The 25,760-nt window shown below is 75.4% G+C and carries 24 protein-coding genes; 12 read left to right on the top strand and 12 right to left on the bottom strand.

The window, feature by feature from the left end; all coding sequences use genetic code 11:
- Positions 1–2 precede the first annotated feature (2 nt).
- Entirely contained in the window at positions 3–923 is a 921-nt protein-coding gene (locus tag ACFY3N_RS29695) for an ABC transporter ATP-binding protein (protein ID WP_390819860.1), read from the bottom strand.
- A 108-nt stretch (positions 924–1,031) separates the two neighbouring features.
- Here ACFY3N_RS29695 and ACFY3N_RS29690 point away from each other — a divergent pair, with 108 nt between their 5' ends.
- The 3 genes from ACFY3N_RS29690 to ACFY3N_RS29680 all read left to right on the top strand — a co-directional run bounded on the left by ACFY3N_RS29690 (position 1,032) and on the right by ACFY3N_RS29680 (position 4,131).
- A complete protein-coding gene (locus ACFY3N_RS29690; protein ID WP_390819859.1) occupies positions 1,032–2,201 on the top strand; it encodes a sensor histidine kinase in 1,170 nt (389 codons plus the stop codon).
- A gap of 14 nt (positions 2,202–2,215) precedes the next feature.
- The gene (locus ACFY3N_RS29685) at positions 2,216–2,878 is read left to right on the top strand and encodes a response regulator (protein ID WP_390819858.1); all 663 of its coding nucleotides are present in this window, start codon (positions 2,216–2,218) and stop codon (positions 2,876–2,878) included.
- Between the two features lie 95 nt (positions 2,879–2,973).
- Positions 2,974–4,131, top strand: coding sequence for an ROK family transcriptional regulator (locus ACFY3N_RS29680; protein ID WP_390819857.1), 1,158 nt, complete (start codon positions 2,974–2,976; stop codon positions 4,129–4,131).
- Positions 4,132–4,292: 161 nt separating this feature from the next.
- Here the strand turns inward: ACFY3N_RS29680 and ACFY3N_RS29675 are convergent, their stop codons facing one another.
- Together ACFY3N_RS29675 and ACFY3N_RS29670 are read right to left on the bottom strand one after the other, a co-directional pair.
- Positions 4,293–5,054, bottom strand: coding sequence for a GntR family transcriptional regulator (locus tag ACFY3N_RS29675; RefSeq protein WP_390819856.1), 762 nt, complete (start codon positions 5,052–5,054; stop codon positions 4,293–4,295).
- A 161-nt stretch (positions 5,055–5,215) separates the two neighbouring features.
- The gene (locus tag ACFY3N_RS29670) at positions 5,216–6,103 is read right to left on the bottom strand and encodes an RNA polymerase sigma-70 factor (RefSeq protein WP_390819855.1); all 888 of its coding nucleotides are present in this window, start codon (positions 6,101–6,103) and stop codon (positions 5,216–5,218) included.
- A 150-nt stretch (positions 6,104–6,253) separates the two neighbouring features.
- Here ACFY3N_RS29670 and ACFY3N_RS29665 point away from each other — a divergent pair, with 150 nt between their 5' ends.
- The 4 genes from ACFY3N_RS29665 (at position 6,254) to ACFY3N_RS29650 (ending at position 11,639) form a co-directional block, all read left to right on the top strand.
- On the top strand, positions 6,254–7,084 hold the full coding sequence (locus ACFY3N_RS29665) for an alpha/beta fold hydrolase (RefSeq protein WP_390819854.1): 831 nt from the start codon (positions 6,254–6,256) through the stop codon (positions 7,082–7,084).
- A 55-nt stretch (positions 7,085–7,139) separates the two neighbouring features.
- Positions 7,140–8,570: a PLP-dependent aminotransferase family protein gene (locus ACFY3N_RS29660; protein WP_390819853.1), complete on the top strand. Its 1,431-nt coding sequence runs from the start codon at positions 7,140–7,142 to the stop codon at positions 8,568–8,570.
- Positions 8,571–8,683: 113 nt separating this feature from the next.
- The gene (locus tag ACFY3N_RS29655) at positions 8,684–10,270 is read left to right on the top strand and encodes an alkaline phosphatase D family protein (RefSeq protein WP_390819852.1); all 1,587 of its coding nucleotides are present in this window, start codon (positions 8,684–8,686) and stop codon (positions 10,268–10,270) included.
- Between the two features lie 97 nt (positions 10,271–10,367).
- Positions 10,368–11,639, top strand: coding sequence for a GNAT family N-acetyltransferase (locus tag ACFY3N_RS29650; RefSeq protein WP_390819851.1), 1,272 nt, complete (start codon positions 10,368–10,370; stop codon positions 11,637–11,639).
- Positions 11,640–11,828: 189 nt separating this feature from the next.
- Here the strand turns inward: ACFY3N_RS29650 and ACFY3N_RS29645 are convergent, their stop codons facing one another.
- Positions 11,829–13,004, bottom strand: a complete 1,176-nt coding sequence (locus tag ACFY3N_RS29645) for a trans-sulfuration enzyme family protein (RefSeq protein WP_390819850.1) — start codon at positions 13,002–13,004, stop codon at positions 11,829–11,831.
- 72 nt (positions 13,005–13,076) lie between these two features.
- Here ACFY3N_RS29645 and ACFY3N_RS29640 point away from each other — a divergent pair, with 72 nt between their 5' ends.
- Both ACFY3N_RS29640 and ACFY3N_RS29635 read left to right on the top strand, forming a co-directional pair.
- Positions 13,077–13,568 (top strand): Lrp/AsnC family transcriptional regulator, encoded by a 492-nt coding sequence (locus ACFY3N_RS29640; protein ID WP_390819849.1) that lies wholly within the window; start codon positions 13,077–13,079, stop codon positions 13,566–13,568.
- A 32-nt stretch (positions 13,569–13,600) separates the two neighbouring features.
- Complete coding sequence (locus ACFY3N_RS29635; RefSeq protein WP_390819848.1) at positions 13,601–15,289, top strand: DUF885 domain-containing protein; 1,689 nt, start codon at positions 13,601–13,603, stop codon at positions 15,287–15,289.
- A gap of 213 nt (positions 15,290–15,502) precedes the next feature.
- On the opposite strand, the gene ACFY3N_RS29630 is transcribed toward ACFY3N_RS29635, so the two are convergent.
- Together ACFY3N_RS29630 and ACFY3N_RS29625 are read right to left on the bottom strand one after the other, a co-directional pair.
- A complete protein-coding gene (locus tag ACFY3N_RS29630) occupies positions 15,503–16,015 on the bottom strand; it encodes an immunity 21 family protein (protein WP_390819847.1) in 513 nt (170 codons plus the stop codon).
- Between the two features lie 43 nt (positions 16,016–16,058).
- Positions 16,059–16,532, bottom strand: coding sequence for a rhodanese-like domain-containing protein (locus tag ACFY3N_RS29625; protein WP_390819846.1), 474 nt, complete (start codon positions 16,530–16,532; stop codon positions 16,059–16,061).
- 94 nt (positions 16,533–16,626) lie between these two features.
- Between ACFY3N_RS29625 and ACFY3N_RS29620 the strand changes: the two genes are divergently transcribed.
- Positions 16,627–17,073 carry an Lrp/AsnC family transcriptional regulator gene (locus ACFY3N_RS29620; RefSeq protein ID WP_390819845.1) on the top strand — a complete coding sequence of 149 codons (447 nt, stop codon included), beginning with the start codon at positions 16,627–16,629 and terminating at the stop codon, positions 17,071–17,073.
- Positions 17,074–17,080: 7 nt separating this feature from the next.
- Here the strand turns inward: ACFY3N_RS29620 and ACFY3N_RS29615 are convergent, their stop codons facing one another.
- The 5 genes from ACFY3N_RS29615 to ACFY3N_RS29595 form a co-directional block, all read right to left on the bottom strand.
- Positions 17,081–20,074: an AAA family ATPase gene (locus tag ACFY3N_RS29615; RefSeq protein WP_390819844.1), complete on the bottom strand. Its 2,994-nt coding sequence runs from the start codon at positions 20,072–20,074 to the stop codon at positions 17,081–17,083.
- Positions 20,071–21,234: an exonuclease SbcCD subunit D gene (locus ACFY3N_RS29610; protein WP_390819843.1), complete on the bottom strand. Its 1,164-nt coding sequence runs from the start codon at positions 21,232–21,234 to the stop codon at positions 20,071–20,073. Before ACFY3N_RS29610 ends, ACFY3N_RS29615 begins: the two co-directional genes overlap by 4 nt.
- 120 nt (positions 21,235–21,354) lie before the next feature.
- Positions 21,355–21,981, bottom strand: a complete 627-nt coding sequence (locus ACFY3N_RS29605) for a YigZ family protein (protein WP_390819842.1) — start codon at positions 21,979–21,981, stop codon at positions 21,355–21,357.
- A gap of 41 nt (positions 21,982–22,022) precedes the next feature.
- Positions 22,023–22,565: a SixA phosphatase family protein gene (locus ACFY3N_RS29600; protein ID WP_390819841.1), complete on the bottom strand. Its 543-nt coding sequence runs from the start codon at positions 22,563–22,565 to the stop codon at positions 22,023–22,025.
- Positions 22,562–23,287, bottom strand: a complete 726-nt coding sequence (locus tag ACFY3N_RS29595) for a hypothetical protein (protein ID WP_390819840.1) — start codon at positions 23,285–23,287, stop codon at positions 22,562–22,564. Before ACFY3N_RS29595 ends, ACFY3N_RS29600 begins: the two co-directional genes overlap by 4 nt.
- Positions 23,288–23,490: 203 nt before the next feature.
- Here ACFY3N_RS29595 and ACFY3N_RS29590 point away from each other — a divergent pair, with 203 nt between their 5' ends.
- A complete protein-coding gene (locus tag ACFY3N_RS29590; RefSeq protein ID WP_390819839.1) occupies positions 23,491–23,898 on the top strand; it encodes a CoA-binding protein in 408 nt (135 codons plus the stop codon).
- A gap of 326 nt (positions 23,899–24,224) precedes the next feature.
- Here the strand turns inward: ACFY3N_RS29590 and ACFY3N_RS29585 are convergent, their stop codons facing one another.
- Positions 24,225–24,584 carry an ArsR/SmtB family transcription factor gene (locus ACFY3N_RS29585; protein WP_390819838.1) on the bottom strand — a complete coding sequence of 120 codons (360 nt, stop codon included), beginning with the start codon at positions 24,582–24,584 and terminating at the stop codon, positions 24,225–24,227.
- A 61-nt stretch (positions 24,585–24,645) separates the two neighbouring features.
- Here ACFY3N_RS29585 and ACFY3N_RS29580 point away from each other — a divergent pair, with 61 nt between their 5' ends.
- A complete protein-coding gene (locus ACFY3N_RS29580) occupies positions 24,646–25,758 on the top strand; it encodes a cation diffusion facilitator family transporter (RefSeq protein ID WP_390819837.1) in 1,113 nt (370 codons plus the stop codon).
- Positions 25,759–25,760 lie beyond the last annotated feature (2 nt).

Here is a 25,760-nt window from a genome sequence, read left to right as displayed (position 1 = left end):
GGTCAGGCCTCCTGGGGCTGCGCGGCGAACTCGGTCTCGGCGGCGGTCAGGTCCAGGTAGGCCTGCTCCAGCGTGCCCTCGTCCGCCGTGAGTTCGAGGATCGGCACCCCGGCGGCGAAGGCGAGGCGTCCGATGTCGTCCACGCGCGCCTCCGGCACGGTCCAGTGGCCGTCGGGGTGTTCCACGACGGGGTGGCCGTGCCCGGCGAGGACGCTCCTGAGGGCGGTGGGGTCGGACGTGCGGATGCGGACGGCGGGGCGCACGCGCGCGTCGATGAACTCCCGCGTCGGGGTGTCGGCCAGCAGCCGGCCCCGCCCGAGGACGACGAGGTGGTCGGCGAAGGAGGCGGTCTCGTTCATCAGGTGACTGGAGACCAGGACGGTCCGCCCCTCGTCCGCGAGCCGGCGCAGCAGGGTGCGGATCCACACGATGCCCTCCGGGTCGAGGCCGTTGGAGGGCTCGTCCAGCATGATCACCTCCGGGTCCCCGAGCAGCGCGGCGGCGATGCCCAGCCGCTGGCGCATGCCCAGGGAGTAGGTCCGCGCCCGGCGGCGCGCCACCGGGCCCAGGCCGGTCTCCTCCAGCACCTCGTCGACCCGGCGGTCCGGGATCCGGTGGCTCGCCGCCAGGACGCGCAGATGGTCGCGGCCGGTGCGGGAGCCGTGCGCGGCCTGCGCGTCGAGCAGGGCGCCGACCCGGTGCAGGGGTTCCCGGAGGGTGGCGTAGGCACGGCCGCCGACGGTGGCGGAGCCGGACGTGGGGCGGTCGAGGCCGAGCACCAGGCGCAGGGTGGTGGACTTGCCGGCGCCGTTGGGGCCGAGGAATCCGGTGACGCGGCCGGGCAGGACGCGGAAGGTGAGGTGGTCGACGGCTCGCCGGGGGCCGTACTCCTTGGTGAGGTCCTGGACGTCGATGCTGGTCATGGCAGCAGCGTGACGGCTCGTACGGGGGCGGGGCCTCCCCCGCCGGTGGGGATCGTCTCCCCCGCGCGGGGGAGGTCCGTCGCCGGCGGCGGCTGGCACGATGACCGCATGGTCCGCTTGCTGCGCCCGTTCGGCCGGGCGGTGACGTACACCCGGCTGCTGCATCTGTTCATCGCGATCGTGTGGCCGTCGCTGTGGCTGTTCGTCGAGGAGGCGTGGTGGACCTGGGCGGCGGCGGCCCTGGTGCTCGTGCCCGTCGGGCTGGTGCCCGCGATGCGCACCGTGGAGGGGTTGCAGGCCAGGCTGCTGCTGACCGGTCAGCGGCACGACAGCGAGAGCACCGGCGTCGTCGTCGCGCCGTCCGCCTCCTGGAGCGACCGGGGCCGGCTCGTCGTGTGGCTCCAGGCGCGGCTGCTGATCGGCTGCGCGACCTCCCTGGGCACCGTGCAGCTGCTCATGGCCGCGGTGGACCTGGCGGCGGCCGCGTTCGGCGTGGACACGGCCTCCGGCGAGCCGCTCCTCCTCGAGGGCCACAGCCGGTGGCACGTCCTCCTGCTCCCCCTGGCGCTGGTGGCCCTGGCGGTGGCCGCGGTCGTCCCGGGCCGTCTGATCACGGTGCTGGCCCACCGTCTGCTCGGCCCCTCCCCCGCCGAGCGGCTGGCCGCCCTGGAGGAACGCACCGAGCAGCTCCTGGAGCGCACCCGTATCGCCCGGGAGCTCCACGACTCCATCGGCCACGCCCTGACCGTGGCCGTCGTGCAGGCGGGCGCCGCCCGTGCGGCCGGCGATCCCGCCTTCACCGACCGGGCCCTGGACGCCATCGAGGAGACCGGCCGGGCCGCGCTGGAGGACCTGGAGCGGGTCCTCGGCGTCCTGCGCGAGTCCGGGCGGCCGGCGGCCGGCCGGCCGGCCCTCACGGACGCCGGCCGGCTGCTGGAGTCCGCGCGGGCTTCCGGCGCGCGGGTCGACGCCGACCTGACCGGGCCCCTGGACACCGTGCCCGGGCCGGTGTCCCGCGAGGGGTACCGCATCCTCCAGGAGGCCCTGACCAATGTGCTGCGGCACGCGGGTGCCGTCCCCGTGCGGGTCCGTGTCGCGGTCGACGACGGCTCGCTCGGCCTGGAGGTCCGCAACCCGCTCACCGGGGCGGTGCCCGGGCCCGGCCGGGGCAGCGGTCTGCGCGGCATACGCGAACGCGCGGCGCTGTTGGGCGGGCGCGCGCACACCGGCCCGGACCGGGGCGACTGGCAGGTGCGGGTGGAACTGCCGTTGCGCTGATCTAGGCTGGCCGGATGCCGGTGACCGTTCTCCTCGTCGACGACGAACCCCTCGTGCGCGCGGGTCTGCGGGCCGTGCTGGAGGCGCAGCCGGACATCGAGGTCGTCGGGGAGGCGGCCGACGGGGCGGCGGTCGTTCCGCTGGTGCGGCGGCTGCGGCCGGACGTGGTCGCCATGGACGTACGCATGCCGTTGCTGGACGGGATCGAGGCCACGCGCGCGCTGCTGCGGTCGGTCGACGCGCCGCCGAAGATCCTCGTCGTGACGACGTTCGAGAACGACGAGTACGTGTACGGGGCGCTGCGCGCGGGCGCCGACGGGTTCCTCCTGAAACGGGCGCGGCCCGCGGAGATCGTGCACGCGGTGCGGCTGGTCGCCGAGGGCGAGTCGCTGCTGTTCCCCGCGTCGGTGCGGCAGTTGGCCGCCGAGTACGGGAACGGCAGCGGAAACCGCGCGGCGCGCGCCGTGCTGGAGCGGGCGCGGCTGACCGAGCGCGAGGGGGAGGTGCTGCGGCTGATGGCGCGGGGCCTGACGAACGCGGAGATGGCGGCGCGGCTGGTGGTGGGGACGGAGACCGTGAAGTCCCATGTGAGCGCCGTGCTGGCGAAGCTGGGGGCGCGGGACCGGACCCAGGCGGTGATCGCGGCCTACGAGTCGGGCTTCGTGGCGCCGGGCTGAACCGCGTCCCCGGGGCGGCCTCGCCCGGAGGTCGCCGGGGCCCGCCGCGCCGAGTACGATCCGCCCAACACGCGCACGAGCTGGGAGGACGGACGGTGGGTCGGCTGACCGGCGGGGACCCCTCGCTGCTGCGGAGGATCAACTCCGCGGTGGTGCTGCACGCGTTGCGGGCGACGGACTGCGCGACGCTGACCGAGGTGACCCGGGTGACGGGGTTGTCCCGGCCGACCGTCGAGGGCGTCGTGGAAGGGCTCATCGAAGCGGGTCTCGTGGTGGAGACGGCGGCCGGGGAGGGCGCCGCGCGGCGGCAGGGACGGCCGGCGCGACGGTTCCGGTTCCGGGCGGAGGCCGGGCATCTGCTCGGCCTGGAGATCGGGGTGCACCGGGTGGCCGCGCTGCTGGCCGATCTGGACGGCCGGGTGATCGGCGCGCAGGCGCGGGACGTTGACGGGACCGTCGACGCCGACGAGCGGCTGGAGCGGCTGCGCACGGCCGTCGCGGAGCTGCTGCGCCGGGCCGGTGTTCCGCGCGGCTCGCTGCGGGCCGTGGGCGTGGGCACGCCGGGGATCGTGGAGGCGGACGGCACGGTGCGGCTGGGCACGGCGCTGCCCGGCTGGACGGGGCTGGGCCTCGGCGAGCGGCTGGGCCGGTCCTTCAAGTGCCCGGTGCTGGTGGAGAACGACGCCAACGCGGCTGTCGTCGCCGAGCACTGGAAGGGCGCCGCCCGGGAGAGCGACGACGTGGTGTTCGTGCTGGCCGGTCTGAGTCCGGGCGCCGGCTCGCTGATCGGCGGGCGGCTGCACCGGGGGTACGGCGGGGCGGCCGGGGAGATCGGGGCCCTGCACCTGCTGGGCCGGGAAGCGACCCCCGAAGCCCTGCTGTCCACCACGGACGAGCCGCTGCACCCGCTCGACGAGCAGGCGGTCGCCGGGGTCTTCGCCCAGGCCCGTGAGGGCGACGCACGGGCCCTCGCGGCCGTGGACCGGTTCATTCGCCGGCTCGTCCACGACGTGGCGGCGCTGGTGCTGGCCCTCGACCCGGAACTGGTCGTGATCGGCGGCTGGGCGGCCGGCCTGGACGGCGTCCTGGAGCCGCTGCGCCGCGAACTGGCCCGCTACTGCCTGCGCCCGCCGAAGGTCGCCCTGTCCCACCTCGGCGAGGCGGCGGTCGCCACCGGCGCGGTCCGTCTCGCCCTCGACCACGTGGAGGAACAACTCTTCGCGGTGGAGGGCACGGTGACGGCCCGCCGGTAGCGGGCACGCCGTATCGGCGGCCGGCGCCCCGGAAGTTCCGGCCCGCCGCGTCCCCGCTCCCGTGGGCAGTCGTGCCGCTGGGGCGGGGGCCCCGCCCCAGCGGCACGACTGCCCGCAACTGCGTGGTGGCTACGGCGGCGCGGCACGCGGCTACGGGGGGGTCAGGACGCGCGGCTTTCCGGGCCGTGGTGGATCTCGACGCCGCCGGAGTCGCCGAAGGTCAGCCGGCAGGTGTCCGCGCGGTAGGTGGCCACGGAGAGCGCGGCGGTGCGGCCGCGGGCGATGAAGCGGGTGGTGACGACGAGGACGGGGGCACCGGGCAGCCGGTCCAGTTCGCGCGCGTCGTCCGCGCGGGCGGAGCCGAGTTCCACCGCGTTCTCCTGCCGCTCCAGCTCCAGGCGCTGCAGTTCCCGCAGCACGGCGCGCGCGCGTGCCGCGCCGGACGGCGTGTCGATGCCGGACAGGTCCGGTACCGAGTCCGCCGGGACGTGGAGGAGTTCGGCGCCGACGGGCTGGTTGTGGGAGACGCGGGAGCGCCGCACGACGTGCACGGGCTCGTCGCGGCCGGTCACCAGCGCCTCGGCGACGGCCGCGGGCGGCACCTCGAGCGCGCAGTCGAGGGTCTGCCAGGCGTCGTGCGGCCCGCCGGGCCAGGCGTGCCGTGCCGTGCCGACGGACACGCCCATGCGCGGCGGGGCGACCGTGGTGCCCACACCGCGGCGGCGCTGCAGCCGGCCTTCGAGTTCGAGTTGTTCCAGGGCCTGCCGGAGCGTGGCGCGGGCGACGCCGAAGCGGGCGGCGAGGTCGCGCTCGTTGGGCAGGATCTCGCCCACGGAGAACTCCGAGTCAAGCGCCTCGCTGAGCACGGTCCTGAGATGCCAGTACTTCGGTTCCGGCACCGTTTCCAGCTGCGTGGTCCCCACCCTGTCCTCCACGATCGCCGTGTCCGGCCGCGTTTTAGCGCCCTTGTTTATTAAAGGTTGTTTCACTTGTCTGCGACCATAGGACGCCCCGCCCCCTTGGTCAAGACCAATGGGGCGGGACGACGGGCCCCGCCACGGCGGGGACACCGGTGCGGGGACCCCTACCGGACCGCGGCGAGCGGACGCAGCTTGTCGGGATTGCGGATGACGTACACCGTCCGGACGCGCCCGTCGGCGACGTCGAGCTGGACGACGGAGTCGGGCGCGTCACCGGACAGGACGAGCACTGCGGGGCCGCCGTTGAGCTCCAGGAAGCGGAAGGAGAGGTCCGGCACGCTCTTGCGGGCGACGCCGAGGAGGAAGCGTCCCACGTGGTCGGCGCTCTCCAGGACCCGCAGCGGGGCACGCGACCTGCCGCCGCTGTCGCCGACCAGACGGGCGTCGGGGGCGAGCAGTTCCAGCAGGCCCTCCAGGTCGCCCCCGGCCGCCGCGGCCAGGAAGCGCTCGGTGAGGTCGCGGCGCTCGGCGGGGTCGACCTCGTAGCGCGGGCGGCGCTCCCCGACGTGCCTGCGGGCCCGGCCCGCGAGTTGGCGCACGGCCGGTTCGCCGCGGTCGAGCACGGCCGCGATGTCGGCGTACGGATAGCCGAACGCCTCCCGCAGCACGAACACCGCGCGCTCCAGCGGGGACAGGGACTCCATGACGACGAGGAGGGCGAGGGAGACGGAGTCGGCGAGGACGGCCCGCTCGGCGGCGTCCGGGACGGTGGCGCCGAAGTCCGTGACGTAGGGCTCGGGCAGCCACGGGCCGACGTACGTCTCGCCGCGCGCCCTGATCCGGCGCAGCCGGTCGACGGCGAGGCGGGTGGTGACGCGCACCAGGTAGCCGCGCGGTTCGCGCACCCCGTCCCGGTCGCCGCCCGACCAGCGCAGCCACGCGTCCTGCACCACGTCCTCCGCGTCGGCCACCCGGCCCAGCATGCGGTAGGCGACCCCCAGGAGGAGGGGGCGGTGTTCCTCGAAGACGTCGGTCGGGGTGTCGGTGGTCACGGCACCATCCCAACCGACCCGCGCGGTCGTGTCCAGGCGGCCGGCGGGACACGCCGACCGGGGGGCTACCCGTCGGTAGCAATTGCTGACAAGCTGTCTACGACGCCGGGCGGCGTCCGTTCCCGCGAGTCCCAGACGAGGAGCACCCTCATGTCCGCGACCGTCTCCTTCAAGGTCACCTCTCCCCTCGGCCCGCAGACCGTGACCCTGTCCTACGCGCGGGCGGGCCGCGGCGAGCCGCTGCTCCTGCTGCACGGCATCGGCCATCACCGCCAGGCCTGGGACCCGGTGGTGGACATCCTGGCGACCGAGCGCGAGGTGATCGCCGTGGACCTGCCCGGCTTCGGCGCCTCCCCGCCGCTGCCCGACGGCCTCACCCATGACCTGCCGACCATGAACGCCGCCCTGGGCGCCCTGTGCGAGGAGCTGGAGCTCGACCGGCCGCACGTCGCGGGCAACTCGCTCGGCGGCCTGCTGGCCCTGGAACTCGGCAGGGAACGGCTGGTACGGTCCGTCACCGCCCTGTCCCCGGCGGGCTTCTGGACCCAGGCCGAGCGGCGGTACGCCTTCGCCGTGCTGACCGGCATGCGGCGGATCGCGGAGCGGATGCCGCTTCCGCTGGTCGAGCGCCTCGCCCGTTCCGCGGCCGGCCGGGCGGCGCTGACCAGCACCATCTACGCCCGTCCGGGGCGTCGTTCCCCCGAGGCCGTGGTCGCCGAGACGCTCGCGCTCGCCGGGGCCACCGGTTTCGCCGAGACCCTCCGCGCGGGCACCGCCGTACGGTTCACCGACGACGTGCCCGGTATCCCGGTGACCGTCGCCTGGGGTGCCCGGGACCGGCTGCTGATCCCCCGGCAGGGCGTGCGCGCCAAGCAGATCATCCCCCGGGCCCGGCTGGTCCGGCTGCCCGGCTGCGGCCACGTCCCGATGAACGACGACCCGGCGCTGGTCGCGCGCGTCATCCTCGACGGCAGCCGCTGAGGGCGGGCCGCGCGACGGCGCCCCCGCGTCCGGGAACGCCTAGGGTGGCCCTGTCATGACGTCACCGCAGAGCGGCCCCGAGGGGCCCGCCCCCTCCTCCGCCTGGGAGTTGCTGCTGCCCGCCGTCTCCGCGCCGGCACGCGCGCGCGGCCGTTCGCTGCAGGCCGCGCTGCGCGAGGCGGTGCGGTCGGGGCGGCTCCCGCCGGGGACCCGGCTGCCGTCGAGCCGTGACCTGGCCGCCGACCTCGGTGTGTCGCGGGGGCTGATCACGGAGGCGTACGAGCAGCTGACGGCGGAGGGGTACCTGCGCTCCGGCCGGGGTTCCGGGACGTGGGTGGGAGCGGCGGTACGGGCAGCCCGCCCGCGCGCCCGCGACCTCGCCCCGCGCACCCCCGGCGCCCGCGCGGACTTCGTCCCCGGCACACCCGACCTGTCGCTGTTCCCCCGCGCGGCATGGGCAGCGGCGCAGCGCGGTGTGCTCGCGGACCTCCCGCACCAGGAGCTGGGCTACCCCGATCCGCGGGGGCTGCCCCGGCTGCGCACGGCACTGGCCGGACTGCTCGCGCGGCGCCGGGGCGTGGTGGCCGATCCCGAGCGGATCGTGGTGGTCTCCGGAGTGGCGCAGGCGACGGCGCTGCTCGGATCCGCCCTCCACGCGCGCGGGGTGCGCGCCGTCGCCGTGGAGGACCCCGGCAGCCCCCAGCACGCGTCCCTGTACGCCGCCGCCGGGGTCACCGCCGTACCCGTACCGGTGGACGGGGAGGGACTGTCGATGGAGCCGCTGCGGGCCTCGCGGGTGCGGGCGGCCGTCGTGACACCGGCGCACCAGTTCCCCACCGGCATCGCGTACTCCGCGCGGCGCCGGGCCGAACTGCTCGACTGGGCGCGGTCCGTGGACGGAATCGTCCTGGAGGACGACTACGACGGCGACTTCCGCTACGACCGGGCCCCCGTCGGCGCCCTCCAGGGGCTCGACCCCGAGCACGTGGCCTACACCGGCTCGGTCAGCAAGTCCCTCGCCCCGGGGCTGCGGCTCGGCTGGCTGCTGGTGCCGCAGGGGTGGGCCGAGGAGGTGGTGGAGCGCAAGCGCACCATGGATCTCGGCCACCCCACCCTGGACCAGGCGCTGTTCGCCCGGTTCCTGGAGCGCGGCGACTACGACCGTCAGCTGCGCCGCTGCCAGCGCGCCTACCGCGAGCGGCGCGACGCCCTGGTCGCCGCCCTCGGGGAGCACTTCCCGGGCGCCGGGGTGTCCGGGATCGCGGCGGGGCTGCACGTCATCGTCTCGCTGCCCGGGCGCTACGGGCCACAGGAGCGTTTCCTCGCGTGCGTGGCGGAGGCCGGTGTGGCGGTACGCCCCCTCACGGAGTACGCGCACGACGGGGCACCGGAGGAGGGCGTACGGCTCGTGCTGGGCTACGCCCACGCGGCGCCCGCGCGGATCCGCGAGGGGGTGCGCCTGATGGCGGAGGCCGCCGCCCGGTAGGCACCCGCTCCCCTCCCGTGCGAGTTGTTCACCCGGGGTTCGCGTGCGGGCCGCGCCGCCCGAGTAGATGTGGCTGCGCACACTGGCCGGATCCCGTCCCTGGAGGCGCATCCATGTCACACCGTCCGCTCCCCGGCCGCCGCGCCGTGCTGCGCGGCTCGCTCGCGGCCTCGGCGGCCCTGACCCTGCCCGCCGCGCTCGGCGCGGCACCCGCCTTCGCCCTCTCGGGGCGCCCGCGGGCCGAGTGGGGCGTGCAGACCGGCGACGTCACCCGTGACTCGGGGCTGGTGTGGGTGCGCTCCGACCGTCCGGCGCGGATGATCGTCGAGACGTCGGCGACCGAGTCGTTCCGCCGCCCGCGCAGATGGCACGGTCCGCTGCTCGGCGCGGGCACCGACTTCACCGGTACGACCCGGCTGCGCGGACTGCCGTCCGGGGAGCAGATCCACTACCGGGTGCTGCTCGCCGACCCCGACGACCCGCGCCGCACCGGTGAGCCGGTCACCGGCACCTTCCGCACCGTCGCCGCCCGGCGCCGGGACGGCGTGCGGTTCCTGTGGTCGGGCGACCTGGCGGGACAGGGCTGGGGCATCAACCCCGACTTCGGCGGCTACCGCATCTTCGACGCGATGGCGCGGCTGGACCCCGACTTCTTCCTGTTCAGCGGCGACACCGTCTATGCCGACGGCCCCCTCTCCGCGACGGCCGCCCTGCCGGACGGCGGCGTCTGGCGGAACGTCACCACCGAGGAGAAGGCCAAGGTCGCCGAGACCCTGGCCGAGTTCCGCGGCAACTTCCGCTACAACCTGCTCGACGAGAACCTGCGCCGGTTCAATGCCCAGGTGCCGTCCGTCGTGCAGTGGGACGACCACGAGGTGCGCAACAACTGGTACCCGGGCCAGCGGATCGCGGAGACGGACGCCCGGTACACGGAGAAGAGCGTCGACGTGCTGGCGGCCCGGGCGCGGCGGGCCTTCAGCGAGTACTTCCCGATGTCCACGCTGCGGCCGGGCGCCCGGGAGGGCCGGGTGTACCGGGTGCTGCGGCAGGGGCCGCTGCTCGACGTGTTCGTGCTGGACATGCGGACCTACCGGGGCGCCAACTCCCCCGGGGACCAGACCGTGGACCCGCAGGGCATCCTCGGCCGGGAGCAGCTGGAGTGGCTCAAGCGGGAGCTGTCGCGGTCGCGGGCGGTGTGGAAGGTGATCGCCGCGGACATGCCGATCGGCCTCGTCGTGCCCGACACGACCGAGGGCAGCCGGCACGTCGAGGCGGTGGCCCAGGGCGACCCGGGGGCGCCGCTGGGGCGGGAGCTGCAGATCGCGGAGCTGCTGCGGTTCGTCAAGCACCGGCGGATCACCGGCACGGTGTGGCTGACCGCCGACGTGCACCACACCTCGGCGCAGCATTACCAGCCCTCGCGGGCCGCGTTCGACGACTTCGAGCCGTTCTGGGAGTTCGTGTCCGGTCCGCTGAACGCGGGCGCCTTCCCGGCCAGTGCGCTCGACGGCACCTTCGGCCCGGAGCGGGTGTGGGTGAAGGCGCCGAGCGCCTCGAACGTCTCGCCCGCCGGTGGCTACCAGTTCTTCGGCGAGGTCGACATCGACGGCGACAGCGGCGATCTGACGGTGCGGATGCGGGAGCAGGACGGCACCGTGCTGTTCACGAAGACGCTGCGGCCGGGCCTGGTCGGTCAGTAGCTCAACAAAACGGGCGGAAGCGCGCTTTACCCATCAGTCACAGTACGTTCGTGATCAGGAAACACGATTCCTTCACAGTGGCTGTATGAATCGAGACATGTCTGACGTGACGAACACCCGGAACGGCGGCCCCGCGCACCGCCGGTGGAGCCCCGTCGAACTCGCCGCGCGGTGCACGGCCGCCTTCCACGCGTGGTGGGCACGGCGCCACGGCCACGCACCGCCGGCGCACGATACCGGCGGTGCCCGGCCGCCCTCCGCCGTGGCCGGGAGCAGCGTGCTGTGGCGGATGCGGACGACGGTGAAGGACGAACCGGGCGCGCTGGCCGCGCTCTGCACGGCGCTGGCCGAGCTGCGGGTCGACATCCTGAGCCTGCAGACGCACCCGCTGGGCGAGGACACCGTCGACGAGTTCCTGCTGCGGGCACCGGAGGGGACGGACCTCGTCACCGCCGTGTCGCTCGCCGGGGGCACGGACACCTGGACCGAGCGGGCCGACGCCCACGATCTGGTGGACGCGCCGACCCGGGTCCTCGGCCTGGCCGCCCGCACCGCGCAGGACGCGGCCGAACTGCCGCTCGCGCTGCGCCAGCTGCTGGGCCGGTGCACGATCCGCTCCCGGCCCGCCACGTCCATGGGCGGCCGGCGGATACCCGACACCGTGCCCGAGGAGGGCTCCCTGGAGGACACCGTGATCCGGCTGCGCACCCCGGAGGGCGGGGTGATCACCGTGGAACGGCCGTATCTGCCGTTCACGCCCACCGAGTTCGCCCGCGCCCGCGCGCTGGTGGAGCTGGACGCCCGGCTCGGTCCGCGCATCCCGCGCGGCCACGACGTCCTCACCCTGCCCGAGGGCGGTGACATCTCCGTGCGCCGCGCGGACACCGGCGATCTGGCGGCCGCGCGGGCGATGCACGAGCGGTGCTCCACCGAGACCCTGCGCATGCGGTACCACGGACCGGTCGGCGACGCGGACCGCTATCTGAACCACCTGCTCAGCCCGCGCTTCGGCCGTACGCTCGCCGCGCAGACCGCCTCGGGCCGCATCGTCGGCCTCGGTCATCTGCTGTGGGACGGCGACGAGACCGAGGTGGCGCTGGTCGTGGAGGACGCCTGGCAGCGCCGGGGCATCGGCGCCGAGCTGCTCACCCGGCTGGTGGCGATGGCGGCCGAGGACGGCTGCGCCCAGGTGTACGCCGTGACGCAGGCGTCCAACACCGGCATGGTCGCCGCGATGCGCGGCCTGGGGCTGCCGCTCGACTACCAGATCGAGGAGGGGACCCTGGTCGTCACGGCCCGCCTGGACGCCGTGGCGGACCGCCGCGTGACCGGGGAGCGGGAGCACGGCGAGCGGATCGGCAGGCCGTAGCCCGTCCCGCGCGAAGCCGCGGCACCGGCGCTGCTCCCGGGCACGGGGGCCGCGGCCGGCCCGCGGCCACGGCCACCACGCGCCGGACGGCGCACGGCGGGCGCGCGGAACGGGTTCCGGCCGCCGCGCGGGCACCGGGGGAACGGCCCGGCGGCACGACCCGCCGGGCCGTTCCCCGTGTGCCCGGTCTCAGCCCCGGGCCGGCGCCTCCGCCGGCCCGGGCGTCCGGGCCCGCTCCCCCAGGGCCGCGTCCAGGTCGGCCCACAGGTCCTCGACGTCCTCCAGGCCGACCGAGAGCCGCAGCAGCCGGTCGCTCACCCCGGCGTCCCTGCGGTCGCCGGCGTCGACGATGCGGTGGCTGATGGAGGCCGGGTGCTGGATGAGGGAGTCCACGCTGCCCAGACTGACGGCCGGGGTGATCAGGCGCACGCCGGCGATCACCTCGTGCGGGTCCCCGTGCACCTCGAAGGAGACCATCGCCCCGCCGATGCCCGGGTAGTGCACCCGGGCCACGCGCGGATCGGCGGCGAGCCGGCCGGCGAGTTCGGCGGCGCCCGCGGACGCGGCCCGCACCCGTACCGGCAGGGTCGACAGGCCGCGCAGCAGCAGGTAGCCGGCCAGCGGGTGCAGCACGCCGCCGGTGGCGAACCGCACCTGGCGCAGCCGCCCGGCGAACTCCTCGTCGCAGGCCACCACGCCCGCCAGCACGTCCCCGTGCCCGCCGAGGTACTTGGTGGCGCTGTGCAGCACCAGCCGCGCCCCGTGCTCGGCCGGGCGCTGGAGGACCGGCGTGGCGAAGGTGTTGTCGACGAGCAGCGGTACGGAGCCGCAGGCGTGGGCGACGGCCCGCAGGTCGATCTCGGCGAGCGTGGGGTTGGCCGGGGTCTCCACGAGCACCAGGCCGGTGTCGGGGCGCAGCGCGTCGGCGACCCCGGCCGGGTCGGTCCAGGTCACCTCGGAGCCGAGCAGTCCGGCGGTCAGCAGATGGTCGCTGCACCCGTACAGGGGACGTACGGCGACGACGTGCCGCAACCCCATGGAACCGCGGACCAGCAGGACAGCGCTGAGCGCGGCCATGCCACTGGCGAACGCGACCGCCGACTCCGTCCCCTCCAGGCGGGCCAGGGCGGCCTCGAAGCGGGCGACGGTCGGGTTGCCGAGCCGCCCGTAGACGGGCGGGCCCTCCGGCTCGGCGCCGGTGGCGGCGAAGGCGTCGATGCGGGCGGCCTCGGCCCGGCTGTCGTACGAGGGGTAGGTGGTCGACAGGTCGATCGGCGGGGCGTGCAGTCCCCGTCCGGCGAGGTCGTCGCGGCCGGCGTGCACGGCCTCGGTGGCGAGTGCTCGTGTGGTGCGTCGCGTGTCCATGCCCAAGTCCATGGACGGAAGGGTGAACACCGGACGGGTCCGGAGGGTCTGAGCCCGTGCTACGTTCGGCCGATGGCCGAATCCGTCGCACTGGATCCGGTGGACCTTCATCTGCTGCGGCTGTTGCAGAACGACGCCCGGACGACGTACCGGGACCTCGCCGCGCAGGTCGGGGTCGCGCCGTCGACCTGTCTGGACCGGGTGACCCGGCTGCGCCGCTCCGGCGTGATCCTCGGGCACCGGCTGGAGCTGGACCCCGCCAAGCTGGGGCGCGGGCTCCAGGCGCTGCTGTCGGTGCAGGTCAGACCGCACCGGCGGGAGCTGGTGGGGCCGTTCGTGGAGCGGATCCGGGCGCTGCCGGAATCGCTGACCGTGTTCCATCTGACCGGCCCCGACGACTATCTGGTGCACGTGGCGGTCGCGGACATGGCGGACCTGCAACGGCTGGTGCTCGACGAGTTCACGGCCCGGCGGGAGGTGGCCCGCGTGGAGACCCGGCTGATCTTCCAGCAGTGGGACTGCGGCCCGCTGCTGCCGCCTTCGCCCACAGCTCAAACCGGGTGACGGGCGGCGGGCCGCGTACCAGGATGGTCCGCATGTCTCAGACCAACAGCGCGCTCCCCCGTCAGGTCGCCGACACCTACGTCGACGAGCTCATCGCCCTCGACCCGGTCACCGGAACGTTCCTCGGAGTGAAGGAGAGCTCCTCCCGTCTGCCCGACCTCTCGCCCGCCGGTCAGGAGGCGGTCGCCGAGCTCCAGCGGGCCACGCTCGAGCGGCTCGCCGAGGCCGAGCGGCAGCCCGGCGCGGACAGCGGCATCGAGCGCCGCTGCGCCCGCCTGCTGCGCGAGCGGCTCACCGCGGAACTGGCCGTGCACGAGGCCGACGAGGGGCTGCGCGCGGTCGGCAACCTGGGCACGGCCGCGCATTCGGTGCGCGAGGTGTTCACCGTGACGCCGGCGGAGACGGAGGAGGACTGGGCGGCGATCGCCGAGCGGCTGCGCGCGGTCCCGGCCGCGCTGGCGGGCTACCGGGAGTCCCTCGCGCTGGGCCTGGAGCGCAGGCTGTACGCGGCTCCGCGCCCGACGGAGACGTTCACCGGACAGCTCACCGAGTGGGCGGACACCGGCGGGGGCCGCGGCTGGTTCGAGGACTTCGCCGCCGCGGGACCGGACGCGCTGCGCACGGAACTGGACGAGGGCGCCCGCGCGGCGACCGCGGCCGTCGTGGAGCTGCGGGACTGGATGCGCGACGTCTACGCCCCGGCCGTCGCGGGCGCGCCGAACACGGTGGGCCGGGAGCGGTACGCCCGCTGGGCCCGCTACTACAACGGCACCGATCTCGACCTGGACGAGGCGTACGCGTACGGCTGGTCCGAGTACCACCGGCTGCTCGGCGAGATGAGGAAGGAGGCCGAGAAGATCCTGCCCGGCGCCCGGACGCCGTGGGTGGCGCTGGCGCACCTGGACGAGCACGGCCGGCACATCGAGGGCGTCGACGAGGTCCGCGAGTGGCTCCAGGGCCTGATGGACCGGGCGATCGAGTCCCTGGACGGCACGCACTTCGACCTCGCCGAGCGGGTACGGAAGGTGGAGTCGCGGATCGCCCCGGCGGGCAGCGCGGCGGCGCCGTACTACACGCCTCCCTCGGAGGACTTCTCCCGGCCCGGCTGCACCTGGCTGCCCACGATGGGCCTGACCCGCTTCCCGGTCTACGACCTGGTGTCGACCTGGTACCACGAGGGCGTGCCGGGCCATCACCTCCAGCTCGCGCAGTGGGTGCACGTGGCCGAGTCCCTCTCCCGCTACCAGGCCTCCGTCGGCATGGTCAGCGCCAACGCCGAGGGCTGGGCGCTGTACGCGGAGCGGCTGATGGACGAGCTCGGCTTCCTCGCGGACGCGGAGGAGCGGCTGGGCTACCTGGACGCGCAGATGATGCGGGCGGCCCGGGTCGTCGTCGACATCGGCATGCACCTGGAGCTCCGGATCCCGGCGGACTCGCCGTTCCACCCGGGTGAGCGCTGGACGCCGGAGCTGGCCGAGGAGTTCTTCGGGGCGCACAGCAGCCGCCCGGCGGACTTCGTGGAGAGCGAGCTGACCCGCTACCTGACGATCCCGGGTCAGGCGATCGGCTACAAGCTCGGCGAGCGGGCGTGGCTGCTGGGCCGGGAGAACGCCCGCAGGCGGCACGGCGACGCCTTCGACCTCAAGGCGTGGCACATGGCCGCGCTGTCCCAGGGTTCGCTGGGCCTGGACGACCTGGTGGACGAGCTGTCGGCGCTGTGATCCGGTCCGCCTCGTCGCGTGGCCGGCCACGCGACGAGGCGGGCGGGGGCGTCGGGCACACCGCCGACGGCGTCCCGCCCGGAGTTCGTCGTCACCACGCGCCCGCCCGGGAAATCACGGCGGAGCGCTTCGGGCGGGGGGCGGGGAAGCCCGGGCATGATCACTCGGCATGGAGGCCGCGCGGCGCCGGCGCACACGGACGTCCCCCGCGGTTCAGGTCAGGGGCCGGATCCGGACGAGGGTCAGCCAGGTCTCCGGACCCGGCTGCACCCGGGCCGCGCGGACCGCGTAACGGCCCGGGGCGAGGGTGAGGTTCACCTGGTCGGTGCCCGCGGAGCCGGTGCCGGGCCAGGCCGCGTCGAACAGGACGACCGGGCCGGGCACCCTCCAGTGCACCTCGGGCTGCCACCGCGCGGTGTGCAGCGCCGCCGGGACGCTCGCCAGGACCTCCGCCTCACCGTCACCGGCGATCCAGCGGACGAGGGTGCCGTGCTCGGGCAGGAAGGCGGTCGCGGCGGGCTCGTCGCCCAGGACCAGGGCCGCCGCGTCGCCGACCGGGAGGAGCCCGACGAGTCCGTCCACCTCGCAGGCACGGTCGTAGTCCGAGGCCGTCTCGTCGCCGTCGGCTCCCGTCCAGAACGGGAGCACCGTCTCCGGCACCGCGACGAGCGGCCCGCCGCCCGACTCCACCCACTCGACCGTGCCCGGCTCCGCGTATCGCACCATGCGCAGAACCTACCGGGTCGACTCCCTTACCGGAGGCGGGGGTTCAGCATCCGCAGTCGTCGGTGCCCACGGGCGCCGTCAGCGGGTCGGGGGCACGGCGTTCCCGGCCCCGCCAGGTCTCGAACTCGAGGCCCTCGCGCACCCAGTACTCGAATCCGCCGAGCATCTCCTTGACCCGGTGGCCGAGTTCGGCGAGGGCGAGCGCGGCGCGGGTGGCGCCGTCGCAGCCGGGTCCCCAGCAGTACGTCACGACCGGGACCGACGGGTCCAGGAGCCGCGCGGCCCGCTCGGGGACGAGCGCGGTGGGAAGGTGCACCGCGCCGGGGACATGGCCCTGGTCCCAGGCCTCGGTGGAGCGGGAGTCCACCAGGACGAACCCGGGGTCGCCGCCGGCCGCGAGCGCGGCGGCCACGTCGGAGACATCGGTGTACAGGGCGAGGCGCGCGCGGAAGTGGGCGGCGGCCTCCGCCGGGGGGACGGGGGCGACGCGCAGGACGGAGTTCACGGTGGTGGTCATGGAAGAGAAACTACGGCCGCGGGATCCGGGTCTGAAGCGGAGAACCCCGGCCTTCGCCTTGATCGACCGGGGATTCCCCTGGTATTCCTCGGGAATGACCGCGTATTCCCCGGACGCCACCGACTGGCGCATCCTCGACGTCCTCCAGCGGGAGGGACGGGCCGGTTTCGCCGAACTCGCCCGTGCCGTCTCGATGTCCGCGAGCGCGGTCACCGAAAGGGTGCGCCGCATGGAGGAGGCCGGGGTCATCCGGGGCTACACGGCGGTGGTGGACCCGGAGCGGATCGGGCTGCCGATCCTGGCCTTCGTACGGCTGCGCTACCCGACCGGCAACTACAAGCCCTTCCACGACCTCGTCGCGGCGATGCCGGAGATCCTGGAGGCGCACCACGTGACGGGCGAGGACTGTTTCGTCATCAAGGTCGTCGCCCGTTCGATGCGGCACCTGGAGGAGGTGACGGGCCGGATCGGCACGCTCGGCTCGGTGACCACCAGTGTCGTCTACTCCTCGCCGCTGCCGCGCCGCCCGCTGGGGCGGTGAGCCGGTCTCAGCGGGTGCCGCGCCGGCGCAGTTCCGAACCGGAGCGTCCCTTCACGACCTCCAGCTGGGCGTGTATCCGCCGTCGCAGATCGCCGACGTGACTGACGATGCCCACGCTGCGGTCGCGTTCACGCAGGGAGTCCAGGACGTCCAGGACCTCGTCGAGGGTCTGGTCGTCGAGGCTGCCGAAGCCCTCGTCGATGAAGAGGGTGTCCAGCCGGACCCCGCCCGCCTCGTCGGCGACGACGTCCGCGAGACCGAGCGCCAGGGCGAGCGAGGCGAAGAAGGTCTCGCCGCCCGAGAGGGTCGCGGTGTCGCGCTCCCGCCCGGTCCAGGCGTCGACGACGTGCAGTCCGAGCCCGCTGCGGCCGCGGCCGGAGCGGTCGTCGGAGTGGACGAGGGTGTACCGGCCGGACGACATGCGGTGCAGCCGTACGGTCGCGGCGGCGGCGACCTGTTCCAGACGGGCGGCGAGGACGTACGACTCCAGGCGCATCCTGCGTTCGTTCTCCGCCGAGGTGCCCGCGGTGAGTCCGGCCATGCGGGCCACCCGGTCGTACTCCTCGCGCAGTGGTCCCAGCCGGCGCACCGAGGCGGCGGCCCGCGCGGAGAGCCGGTCGAGTTCGGCGCAGCGCCGGGCGGCGGCGTCCCGCGCGGAGGCCGCCTCGCGCACCTCGCGGCCGGCGTCCTCGGCGGCCCGCTGCGCGGTGGCGGGGTCGGCGGGCGGCTGCTGCGCGGCGGCCGCGGTCTCCGGTTCGGCGAGGACGGCCCGTACGGCGGCCTCCTCGTGCTGCCAGGTGTCCAGGCGCTGCCCGAGTTCACGCCGGGCGGTGTCGTCGAGGAGGGCTTCGGCGGCGGCCTGCGGGGTGTCGAACCCCGCGCGGAAGGCGGCGTCGGCGAGCCGGGCGTCGGCCTCCTTGAGCCGCTGGGCCGCGTCCTCGGCGGCGCGGGCGGTGTCGGCGGCGTCCGTGAGCCGTGCGACGCTCCGCTCCAGCTGCGCGGCGCGTGCGGCCACGTTGGTGGCGTCCCCCCGCGCCTGCGCCAACTCCTCCTCCAGCGCGGCGTGCTCCCGGTCCAGCCGCTCACGGTGCCCCACCCGTGCGGCGGCCCGGACGGCCGTCTCACGCTGGGCGGTGATCCGCAGCTCGTGCTCCCGCTCCGCACGGCGCAGCCGCTCCTGCTCGGCGTGCAGTACCGAGGCGGCCTCCCGGGCCTGTGCGTACTGCTGCTCCAACTCGTCCACCTCGCGGGCGAGTTGTTCAGTGGCGGCGTCCCCGGCCGCCGCGCTCGCGGCGGCCAGCGCCTCCCGGACGGCGCCGAGCCGCCGCTCGGCCCCGGTGCGGTGGTCGTCGGCGCGCTGGTGGTCGGCGAGGGCGCGTTCCTCCGTCTCGCGGTCGACGTGCCCGTCGACCTTGCGGGCGGGGGCGGGGTGTTCGGTGGCGCCGCAGACCGCGCAGGGTTCGCCTTCGGTGAGGCCGCCGGCCAGTTCGGCGGCGATGCCGTTCAGGCGCTGTTCCTTGAGGTCGAGCCAGTGCTGCTTCACCGCGAGCGCCTGTTCCCGGGCGGCGCGGGCCTGTTCCTCGGCCGTTTCCGTGTCCGCGGCCAGCCGGTCGCGCAGCCGCGCGGCGTTCAGCCGCTGCCGTGCGGGGTCGCGCCGCACGGCGAGTTCGCCGGCCCGCGTCGCGGCCTGCTGCGCGGACTCGATGCGGCTCTGCAGACCGGCCCGGGTCTCCTCCCAGTCCGCGAGCCAGGTCTCCGCGTCCTCCCGCACCTCCTCGTCGGCGCGTTCCTGGCGGTCCAGGTCGGCGCGCTCGCCGAGGAGTTCCGTCAGCCGGCGCTCGGCGCGGCGGGCCGACTCCAGCCCGCCCAGTTCCTCGGCGGCCCGGCGGGCGGCGACCGCGAGCCCGGCCGCTCCCGCGTCCGCGAGGGACGCCGGGAGCAGGGCACGCGCGCGCAGTTCGGCACCGGCCGCCCGCCGGTGCTCGGCCTCGGCGGAGTCCCGCAGGTCCAGGGCGGGGGCGACGGTCTCGGCCTTGCGGGCCCGCTCCATGCGGGCCCGCTCCTCGTGGTGGGCGCCGGACCGCTCCCGGAGCCGGGCCGCCCGCTCCCGTGCCTCAGCGAAGCGCCGTTGCAGCCGGTCCCGTTCGCGTACGACGTCCAGGGCGCGGTCGGCCTCGGCGAGGGCGGACTCGGCGGTGGCGAGGCGGCAGCGGGCGGCCGTGAGCTGTTCCCGCGCGGTGCTGCGGGCGACGGCGGCCGCGGCCAGCACGGCCTCGGCCAGTCCCGGTTCGCCGGGCGTCAGCGCGGGCAGCTCCATGGAGCCGCCCGCGGCCTGCTGCATCCGGTGCGCGTCGGCGAGCAGGTCGGCGTCGCCCTCGCGCACCCGGGACTCGGCGGCCCGCCGGCGTTCGGCGAGGCGCTTCTCCACGTCGGCGAAGCGGCGGGTGTCGAAGAGGCGGCCCAGCAGTCTGCCGCGGGCTTCGGCGTCGGCGCGCAGGAAGCGCGCGAAGTCGCCCTGGGGCAGCAGCACGACCTGGCAGAACTGCTCCCGGCTCATGCCGAGGAGCTGGGTGATCTCCTCGCCGATCTCCTGGTGCGAGCGGCTGAGGTCCTTCCAGGCGCCCGCGGCGGCGTCGCGTTCGCGCAGCCAGGTCTGGGCCTTGTCCAGGGTGGTGCCGGTGCCGCGTTTCTTCGGCCGCTCCCAGGGCGGCTGCCTGGTGATCTCCAGCCGGCGTCCGGCGACGGTGAGTTCGAGGGCGACCTCGGTGCGGACGCCCGGGGCGGCGTGGTCGCTGCGCAGGGTCGTGCCCTGACCGCTCTGCCGGGCCCCGGGGACGGAGCCGTACAACGCGTAGCAGACGGCGTCCAGCACGGAGGTCTTGCCGGCGCCGGTGGGGCCGTGCAGCAGGAAGAGCCCCGCGGCGGACAGGTCGTCGAAGTCGACGCTCTGGGTGCCTCCGAAGGGCCCGAAGGCGGTGATGTCCAGCCGGTGCAGCCTCACCGCGCCACCTCCCGTACCGCGTCGTCCGCGCGGACCGCGTCGAAGGCGTCCCGCAGGACGGCCCGTTCGTGCGCGTCGGGACCGGCGCCGCGCACGTGGGCGACGAAGTCCTCGGCGATCTGCTGGTCGTCCCGGCCGGCGAGGCGGCGGGCGTAGGAGACCGCGGGGTCGTCCGCCGCCCGGTCCGGGTCGAAGACCAGGCTGAGGGTGTGCGGGAAGCGCTCGGTGAGCCGGGCCATGGGGTCGGCCGGGCGGACCGGATCGGTGAGCGTCGCCTCGACCCACGCCTCCGTGTGCCGTGCCAGCGCCGGATCGGCGAGCAGTTCCTCCAGGGTGCCGCGGATCCGGGCCAGCGCGCGCGGCACCGGGCAGTCGACGCGCTCGGCGGTGACCGCCCCGTCGGCGGCCAGGTCGACGAGCCACATGCTCTTGCGGTGGCCGGCCTCGGAGAAGGAGTACGGCAGCGGGGAGCCGGAGTAGCGCACCCGCTCGGTGAGGGTCTGGCAGCCGTGCAGATGCCCCAGCGCCACGTAGTCGACGCCGTCGAACACCCCGGCGGGCACGGCGGCCACCCCGCCGACGGTGATGTCCCGTTCACTGTCGCTGGGTTCGCCACCGGTGACGAAGGCGTGCGCGAGGACGACCGAGCGGGTGCCGGGCGCGCGGTCGGCGAGGTCCGCGCGGACGCGGTCCATGGCGGCGGCGAGCACCGTCTCGTGGCCGGCCCTCTCCACCCCGAAGGTGTCCTTCACCAGGGCGGGTTCGAGGTACGGCAGCCCGTAGAACGCGACGTCCCCGTGCTCGTCGGACAGCACCACCGGCGTGCCGCACGCGGCCGGTTCGGTCCGCAGATGGATGCCGGCGTGCCCCATGAGCCCGGCGCCGACGCCGAGGCGGCGGGCCGAGTCGTGGTTCCCGGAGATCATCACCGTCGGCACGCCGAGACCGGCGAGACGGTGCAGGGCGTCGTCGAACAGCTCGACCGCGGAGAGCGGCGGCACCGCGCGGTCGTACACGTCTCCCGACACGACCACCGCGTCCACCTCGCGCTCACGGACGGTGTCGACGAGGTGGCCGATGAACTCGGCCTGGGCACCGAGCATGCCGACCCGGTGGAAGGACCGGCCGAGGTGCCAGTCGGACGTGTGCAGCAGTCTCATGATCCCCGCAGCGTAACCGGAGGGTCCGACAGCACGGGCGGTTACTCCCGTATCGCCGCGTCATGACCCGTTCCGCATTTACCCGTTGTCCCCCATGTCCGCATATGTACGGCGGACCGGTCACGCGTCGCCGTACGCCTCCCCGCCCAGCTCGAACCCGGCCGTTCCCGCGGTCGCGTCGGCGAGCCAGGCGCGGAAGGCGGCCACGTCGGCGTCCGGGAGGCCGATCTCGATGGTGACCTGCTCGGCGTAGCGCACGTCACGGACCTCGCGGCCGGTGGCGCGCAGGTCGTTCTGGACCTTGCCGGCGCGGTGGTGGTCGACGGTGACCGTGGCCAGGCGGAAGCGGCGGCGGGTGATCGTGCCGAGGGTGTCCAGTGCCTCGCCGACGGCGCCGCCGTAGGCGCGGATGAGGCCGCCGGCGCCGAGCTTGACGCCGCCGTAGTAGCGGGTGACGACGGCGACGACGTACCGCATGTCGCGGCGGAGCAGCATCTGGAGCATGGGGACGCCCGCGGTGCCGCCGGGTTCGCCGTCGTCGCTGGCCTTCTGGGTGGAGGCGTCGGCGCCGATGACGTACGCCCAGCAGTTGTGGGTGGCGTCCGCGTGCTCCCTGCGGATCGCGGCGACGAAGTCCTGGGCCTCCCGCTCGGTGGCCGCGGGGGCGAGCGCGCACAGGAAGCGGGAGCGGTTGATCTCGGTCTCGTGCACACCCGCGCGGGCGACGGTGCGGTACTCGTCCTGCATCCGGCCAGCCTATGCGCCTCCGCGCGGAAGGGGTGTCCCGGCTATCCCCGCCCGCCCCGGGGCACCGTCACCGAGGTCAGCAGGGCGACGCCGGGGGCGAGGTCCCGCCATGCGGCGCCGCGCCAGGACAGGACGGCGATCGCGGAGGTGGGGAACTTGGTGCGGACCCGGTCCAGGGTGTCGTCCAGGCCGTCGCCGGCCAGGGTCAGGACGAGGTCCTCCAGCCCCGGGTTGTGTCCGATCAGCAGCAGCGTCTCGACCTCGGCCGGTGTCTCGCGCACCACGTCCAGCAGCTCGGGGACGTCGGCGTGGTACAGGCGGGGGTCGTGACGGACCGGTGGGGGTGTGCCCCACTGCGCGGCGACCAGCTCCCAGGTGCGGCGGGCCCGGACGGCGGTGGAGCACAGCGCGAGGCCCGGCAGGCAGTCGGCCTCGGCGAGCGCGCGTCCGGCGGCGGGGGCGTCCCTGAGTCCGCGCGGACCGAGGGGGCGGTCGTGGTCGGTGACGCCCTCCGGCCGGGCGGACTTGGCGTGGCGCAGGACGACCAGGCGGCGCAGCGGTCCCGGCCCGGCACGCTCGATCACGCCGGGGATCCCAGGTCTCGGGCGAGGTCGAGGCCGAGCAGCCGGTCGGCGTAGGCGTACGTCTCGAAGCGGGCGCCGTCCGCCAGGTCCGGGGCCGTCTCCACCCCGCGGAGGACGGCCAGCACGCCGGCCGTGTCCAGATCGTCCTCCCACGCGGTGCGCAGATCGGCGCGCACCGCGTCGGGGACCGGCCGCGAGGGCCGTCGCGCCCAGTCGGCGACCGCGCGGCGCCAGCGGCCGAGGGTCTCGGCGGCCTCGCCCAGGGCGGCCGGGCCGGCCGTCACGGGCTCGCTCCGGGGGCGGGCGAGCAGGGCCAGCCGCAGGGCGGCGGGGTCGGCGCCGTCCGCCGGGCCGGGTGCCTCACCGCGCACGGGGGCCACGGCGACGCGGACTCCGTCGGGTGCCGCGCCGCCCTCGCCCACCACGTGCAGCACCTGGGCCTCGCCCAGGCCGGTGCCGGCGTTCCCGCCGGCCTCGAAGGGCCGGACCCCGAGGGCCGCGCCCGCCGCGCGCAGTTCCGCCTGCCGCCGGTCGCCGGTGAGCAGCGCCCAGACCGGCGTGCCGCCGAGTTCCAGGGCGCGTACGAGCAGGTCGGCGACGAGCAGCACACGCAGGTTCGTCGGGTCGGCCCCCTGGGTGTGGGCCTCGACCCGGGTCAGGCCCCGCCGGGCGGGGGCGGCGTCCACGGGTTCGCCGGTTCGGGCGTCGGTGATGCGCAGCACGAGGCGAGCGTAGGCGTGTGAGCGGGCGTACGCAGGTATCCGGGCCGCTTTTCGGGTCGCCGTGTGCGGTTCCCGGCTCCGGGCGGCCCGGCGACCGGTACAGTCCACCGGCCCCGGGAAGAACGACCGGCACCGGGAATCACCGTGCGTCCCGCTTCGTTGTGCGGGGCGACAGCTCTTCCACGACCCCCGGGAGGCCGACGGTGTACGGCGACGAGGCGACGGTCCGCAAGATCCTCACCGGACTCGGTGACACCTGGGCCGTGGTGGGCCTGTCGTCCAACCGGCAGCGCGCGGCGTACGGCGTCGCCCAGGTGCTCCAGCGGTTCGGCAAGCGCGTGGTGCCGGTGCACCCGAAGGCCGAGACCGTGCACGGCGAGCAGGGCTACGCCTCCCTCGCGGACATCCCCTTCGGGGTGGACGTCGTGGACGTGTTCGTCAACAGCGACCTGGCCGGGGCCGTCGCGGACGAGGCGGTGGCCAAGGGCGCCGGGGCCGTGTGGTTCCAGCTCGGCGTCATCGACGAGGCGGCCTACCGGCGGACCCGCGCGGCGGGCCTGGAGATGGTGATGGACCGCTGCCCGGCGATCGAGATACCCCGGCTCGGCTAGCGCCTGTCCCAGCGGGGCCGTGCCGCCACAGCGGTGTGACGAGCCGGAGCCCCGCCCGCCTCGCCCCTCTTCTCCGCAGCGCTTTCCGGTCGTCGTCGTGGGCGCCGGTCCCGCCGGACCCACCATGGGCAGCATCCTGCGGGCGGCCCGGACTGCCAGGAGTTCTCGCAGTGGCTGTCCGGGCTGTGCCACGGCGCCGCGGCGGGGGATCCGTTCCGGGCGGGCGCCACGCTCGCACGGCTGCGCCGCCTGTTCTCCTCCCCCGCCGCCGCCTTCGCGGAGCGGTTACCCGGGTGCGGCGGCCCGGTACCGAGGCCGCGGCTCCGTCAGTCGTGCGGCGGCCGGCCGCCGATCCGGTGGTCGGCCACGTTCAGCGCCTCGTCCACCAGCCGCCGCAGATGGCCGTCGCGCAGGGAGTAGATCACCCGGCGGCCCTCCTTGCGGGTGTCCACCAGTCCCGCGAGCCGCAGGCGCGCCAGGTGCTGGCTGACCGCGGGCCGTGCCGCGCCGCAGGCCTCGGTGAGCGTGGTGACATCGGCCTCGCCGCCGGTCAGGGCGTGCAGCAGGGTCAGCCGGGTGCGATCGCCGAGCAGGGCGAGCAGCTCCGCCGCGAGCGCGTAGTGCTCCTCGCCGGGTGTGCGCGGATGCTCATCGTGCGCAGGTGATAGGTGCATGCGTGCGCTCATACGCACATAATGGCGGCGTGGGCGCCGCCGCGTCCACCTCGCGCACCGGAAGGGGACGATCGTGAGCGACCGCCACCACGACCATGGACACGCGCACGACCACGAGCACAGCCACGACCACAAGCACGAGCACAGCCACGACCACGACCACAGCCACGACCACGACCACAAGCACGAGCACCACCGGGCTTCGCCGCTGCACCGCCTCGCCCATCTCCTCGCGCCGCACTCCCACGAGACGGCCGACAAGCTCGACTCCGCGCTGGAGTCCTCGGCCCGGGGCATGCGCGCGCTGTGGGTCTCGCTGGCGGTGCTGGGCGTGACGGCGCTGGCTCAGGCTGTCGTGGTGGCCGTGTCGGGCTCGGTGGCGCTGCTCGGCGACACGGTGCACAACGCCGCGGACGCGCTGACCGCCGTACCGCTGGGCATCGCCTTCGTCCTGGGGCGGCGCGCCGCCACCCGCCGCTTCACCTACGGCTACGGACGCGCGGAGGACCTGGCGGGCATCGCGATCGTGCTGACGATCGCCGCGTCCGCGGCCTTCGCCGGCTGGACGGCGCTCGGCCGGCTGCTGGACCCGCGCCCGGTCGAGCACGTCCCGGTGGTCGCCGTCGCGGCGCTGGTCGGGTTCGCGGGCAACGAGTGGGTGGCCCGGTACCGCATCCGGGTCGGAAGGTCCATCGGCTCGGCCGCGCTGGTCGCCGACGGGCTGCACGCCCGCACCGACGGGTACACCTCACTGGCGGTGCTGCTGGGCGCCGGCGGCGCGGCCCTGGGCTGGCGGTACGCGGACCCGGTGGTGGGGCTGGCCATCACGGCGGCGATCGTCCTGGTGCTGCGGGACGCCGCGCGGGAGGTGTTCCGGCGGGTGATGGACGCCGTCGACCCGGCCCTGGTGGACCGGGCCGAGCGGGCCCTGACCGGCGTACCGGGTGTGCGCGGGGTGGGTGAGCTGCGGCTGCGCTGGATCGGCCACCGGCTGCGCGCCGAGGTGGCGGTCGTGGTGGACGGCGAGGCGACGGTGCGCGAGGCCCACCGCGTCGCCGTCGAGGCCGAGCACGCGCTGCTGCACGCCGTCCCCCGGCTGACCGCGGCCCTGGTCCACGCCGACCCGGAACCGGTGCCCGGCGCGGCGGACCCGCACCTGCCGCTCGCCCACCACGCGGTGCGGTGAGT

The organism is Streptomyces sp. NPDC000348, from assembly GCF_042898795.1.
Taxonomy (GTDB): domain Bacteria; phylum Actinomycetota; class Actinomycetes; order Streptomycetales; family Streptomycetaceae; genus Streptomyces.
Note: the sequence above shows the minus strand (reverse complement) of the source record. Positions and strands in the feature narration are given on the sequence as shown.

Excerpts from the sequence above, each read along its gene's own strand:
- ACFY3N_RS29695 (WP_390819860.1), bottom strand. The coding sequence starts at position 923 with ATGACCAGCATCGACGTCCAGGACCTCACCAAGGAGTACGGCCCCCGG.
- ACFY3N_RS29690 (WP_390819859.1), top strand. The coding sequence starts at position 1,032 with ATGGTCCGCTTGCTGCGCCCGTTCGGCCGGGCGGTGACGTACACCCGG.
- ACFY3N_RS29685 (WP_390819858.1), top strand. The coding sequence starts at position 2,216 with ATGCCGGTGACCGTTCTCCTCGTCGACGACGAACCCCTCGTGCGCGCG.
- ACFY3N_RS29665 (WP_390819854.1), top strand. The coding sequence starts at position 6,254 with ATGTCCGCGACCGTCTCCTTCAAGGTCACCTCTCCCCTCGGCCCGCAG.
- ACFY3N_RS29660 (WP_390819853.1), top strand. The coding sequence starts at position 7,140 with ATGACGTCACCGCAGAGCGGCCCCGAGGGGCCCGCCCCCTCCTCCGCC.
- ACFY3N_RS29655 (WP_390819852.1), top strand. The coding sequence starts at position 8,684 with ATGTCACACCGTCCGCTCCCCGGCCGCCGCGCCGTGCTGCGCGGCTCG.
- ACFY3N_RS29650 (WP_390819851.1), top strand. The coding sequence starts at position 10,368 with ATGTCTGACGTGACGAACACCCGGAACGGCGGCCCCGCGCACCGCCGG.
- ACFY3N_RS29645 (WP_390819850.1), bottom strand. The coding sequence starts at position 13,004 with ATGGACACGCGACGCACCACACGAGCACTCGCCACCGAGGCCGTGCAC.
- ACFY3N_RS29640 (WP_390819849.1), top strand. The coding sequence starts at position 13,077 with ATGGCCGAATCCGTCGCACTGGATCCGGTGGACCTTCATCTGCTGCGG.
- ACFY3N_RS29635 (WP_390819848.1), top strand. The coding sequence starts at position 13,601 with ATGTCTCAGACCAACAGCGCGCTCCCCCGTCAGGTCGCCGACACCTAC.
- ACFY3N_RS29630 (WP_390819847.1), bottom strand. The coding sequence starts at position 16,015 with ATGGTGCGATACGCGGAGCCGGGCACGGTCGAGTGGGTGGAGTCGGGC.
- ACFY3N_RS29625 (WP_390819846.1), bottom strand. The coding sequence starts at position 16,532 with ATGACCACCACCGTGAACTCCGTCCTGCGCGTCGCCCCCGTCCCCCCG.
- ACFY3N_RS29620 (WP_390819845.1), top strand. The coding sequence starts at position 16,627 with ATGACCGCGTATTCCCCGGACGCCACCGACTGGCGCATCCTCGACGTC.
- ACFY3N_RS29610 (WP_390819843.1), bottom strand. The coding sequence starts at position 21,234 with ATGAGACTGCTGCACACGTCCGACTGGCACCTCGGCCGGTCCTTCCAC.
- ACFY3N_RS29605 (WP_390819842.1), bottom strand. The coding sequence starts at position 21,981 with ATGCAGGACGAGTACCGCACCGTCGCCCGCGCGGGTGTGCACGAGACC.
- ACFY3N_RS29585 (WP_390819838.1), bottom strand. The coding sequence starts at position 24,584 with ATGAGCGCACGCATGCACCTATCACCTGCGCACGATGAGCATCCGCGC.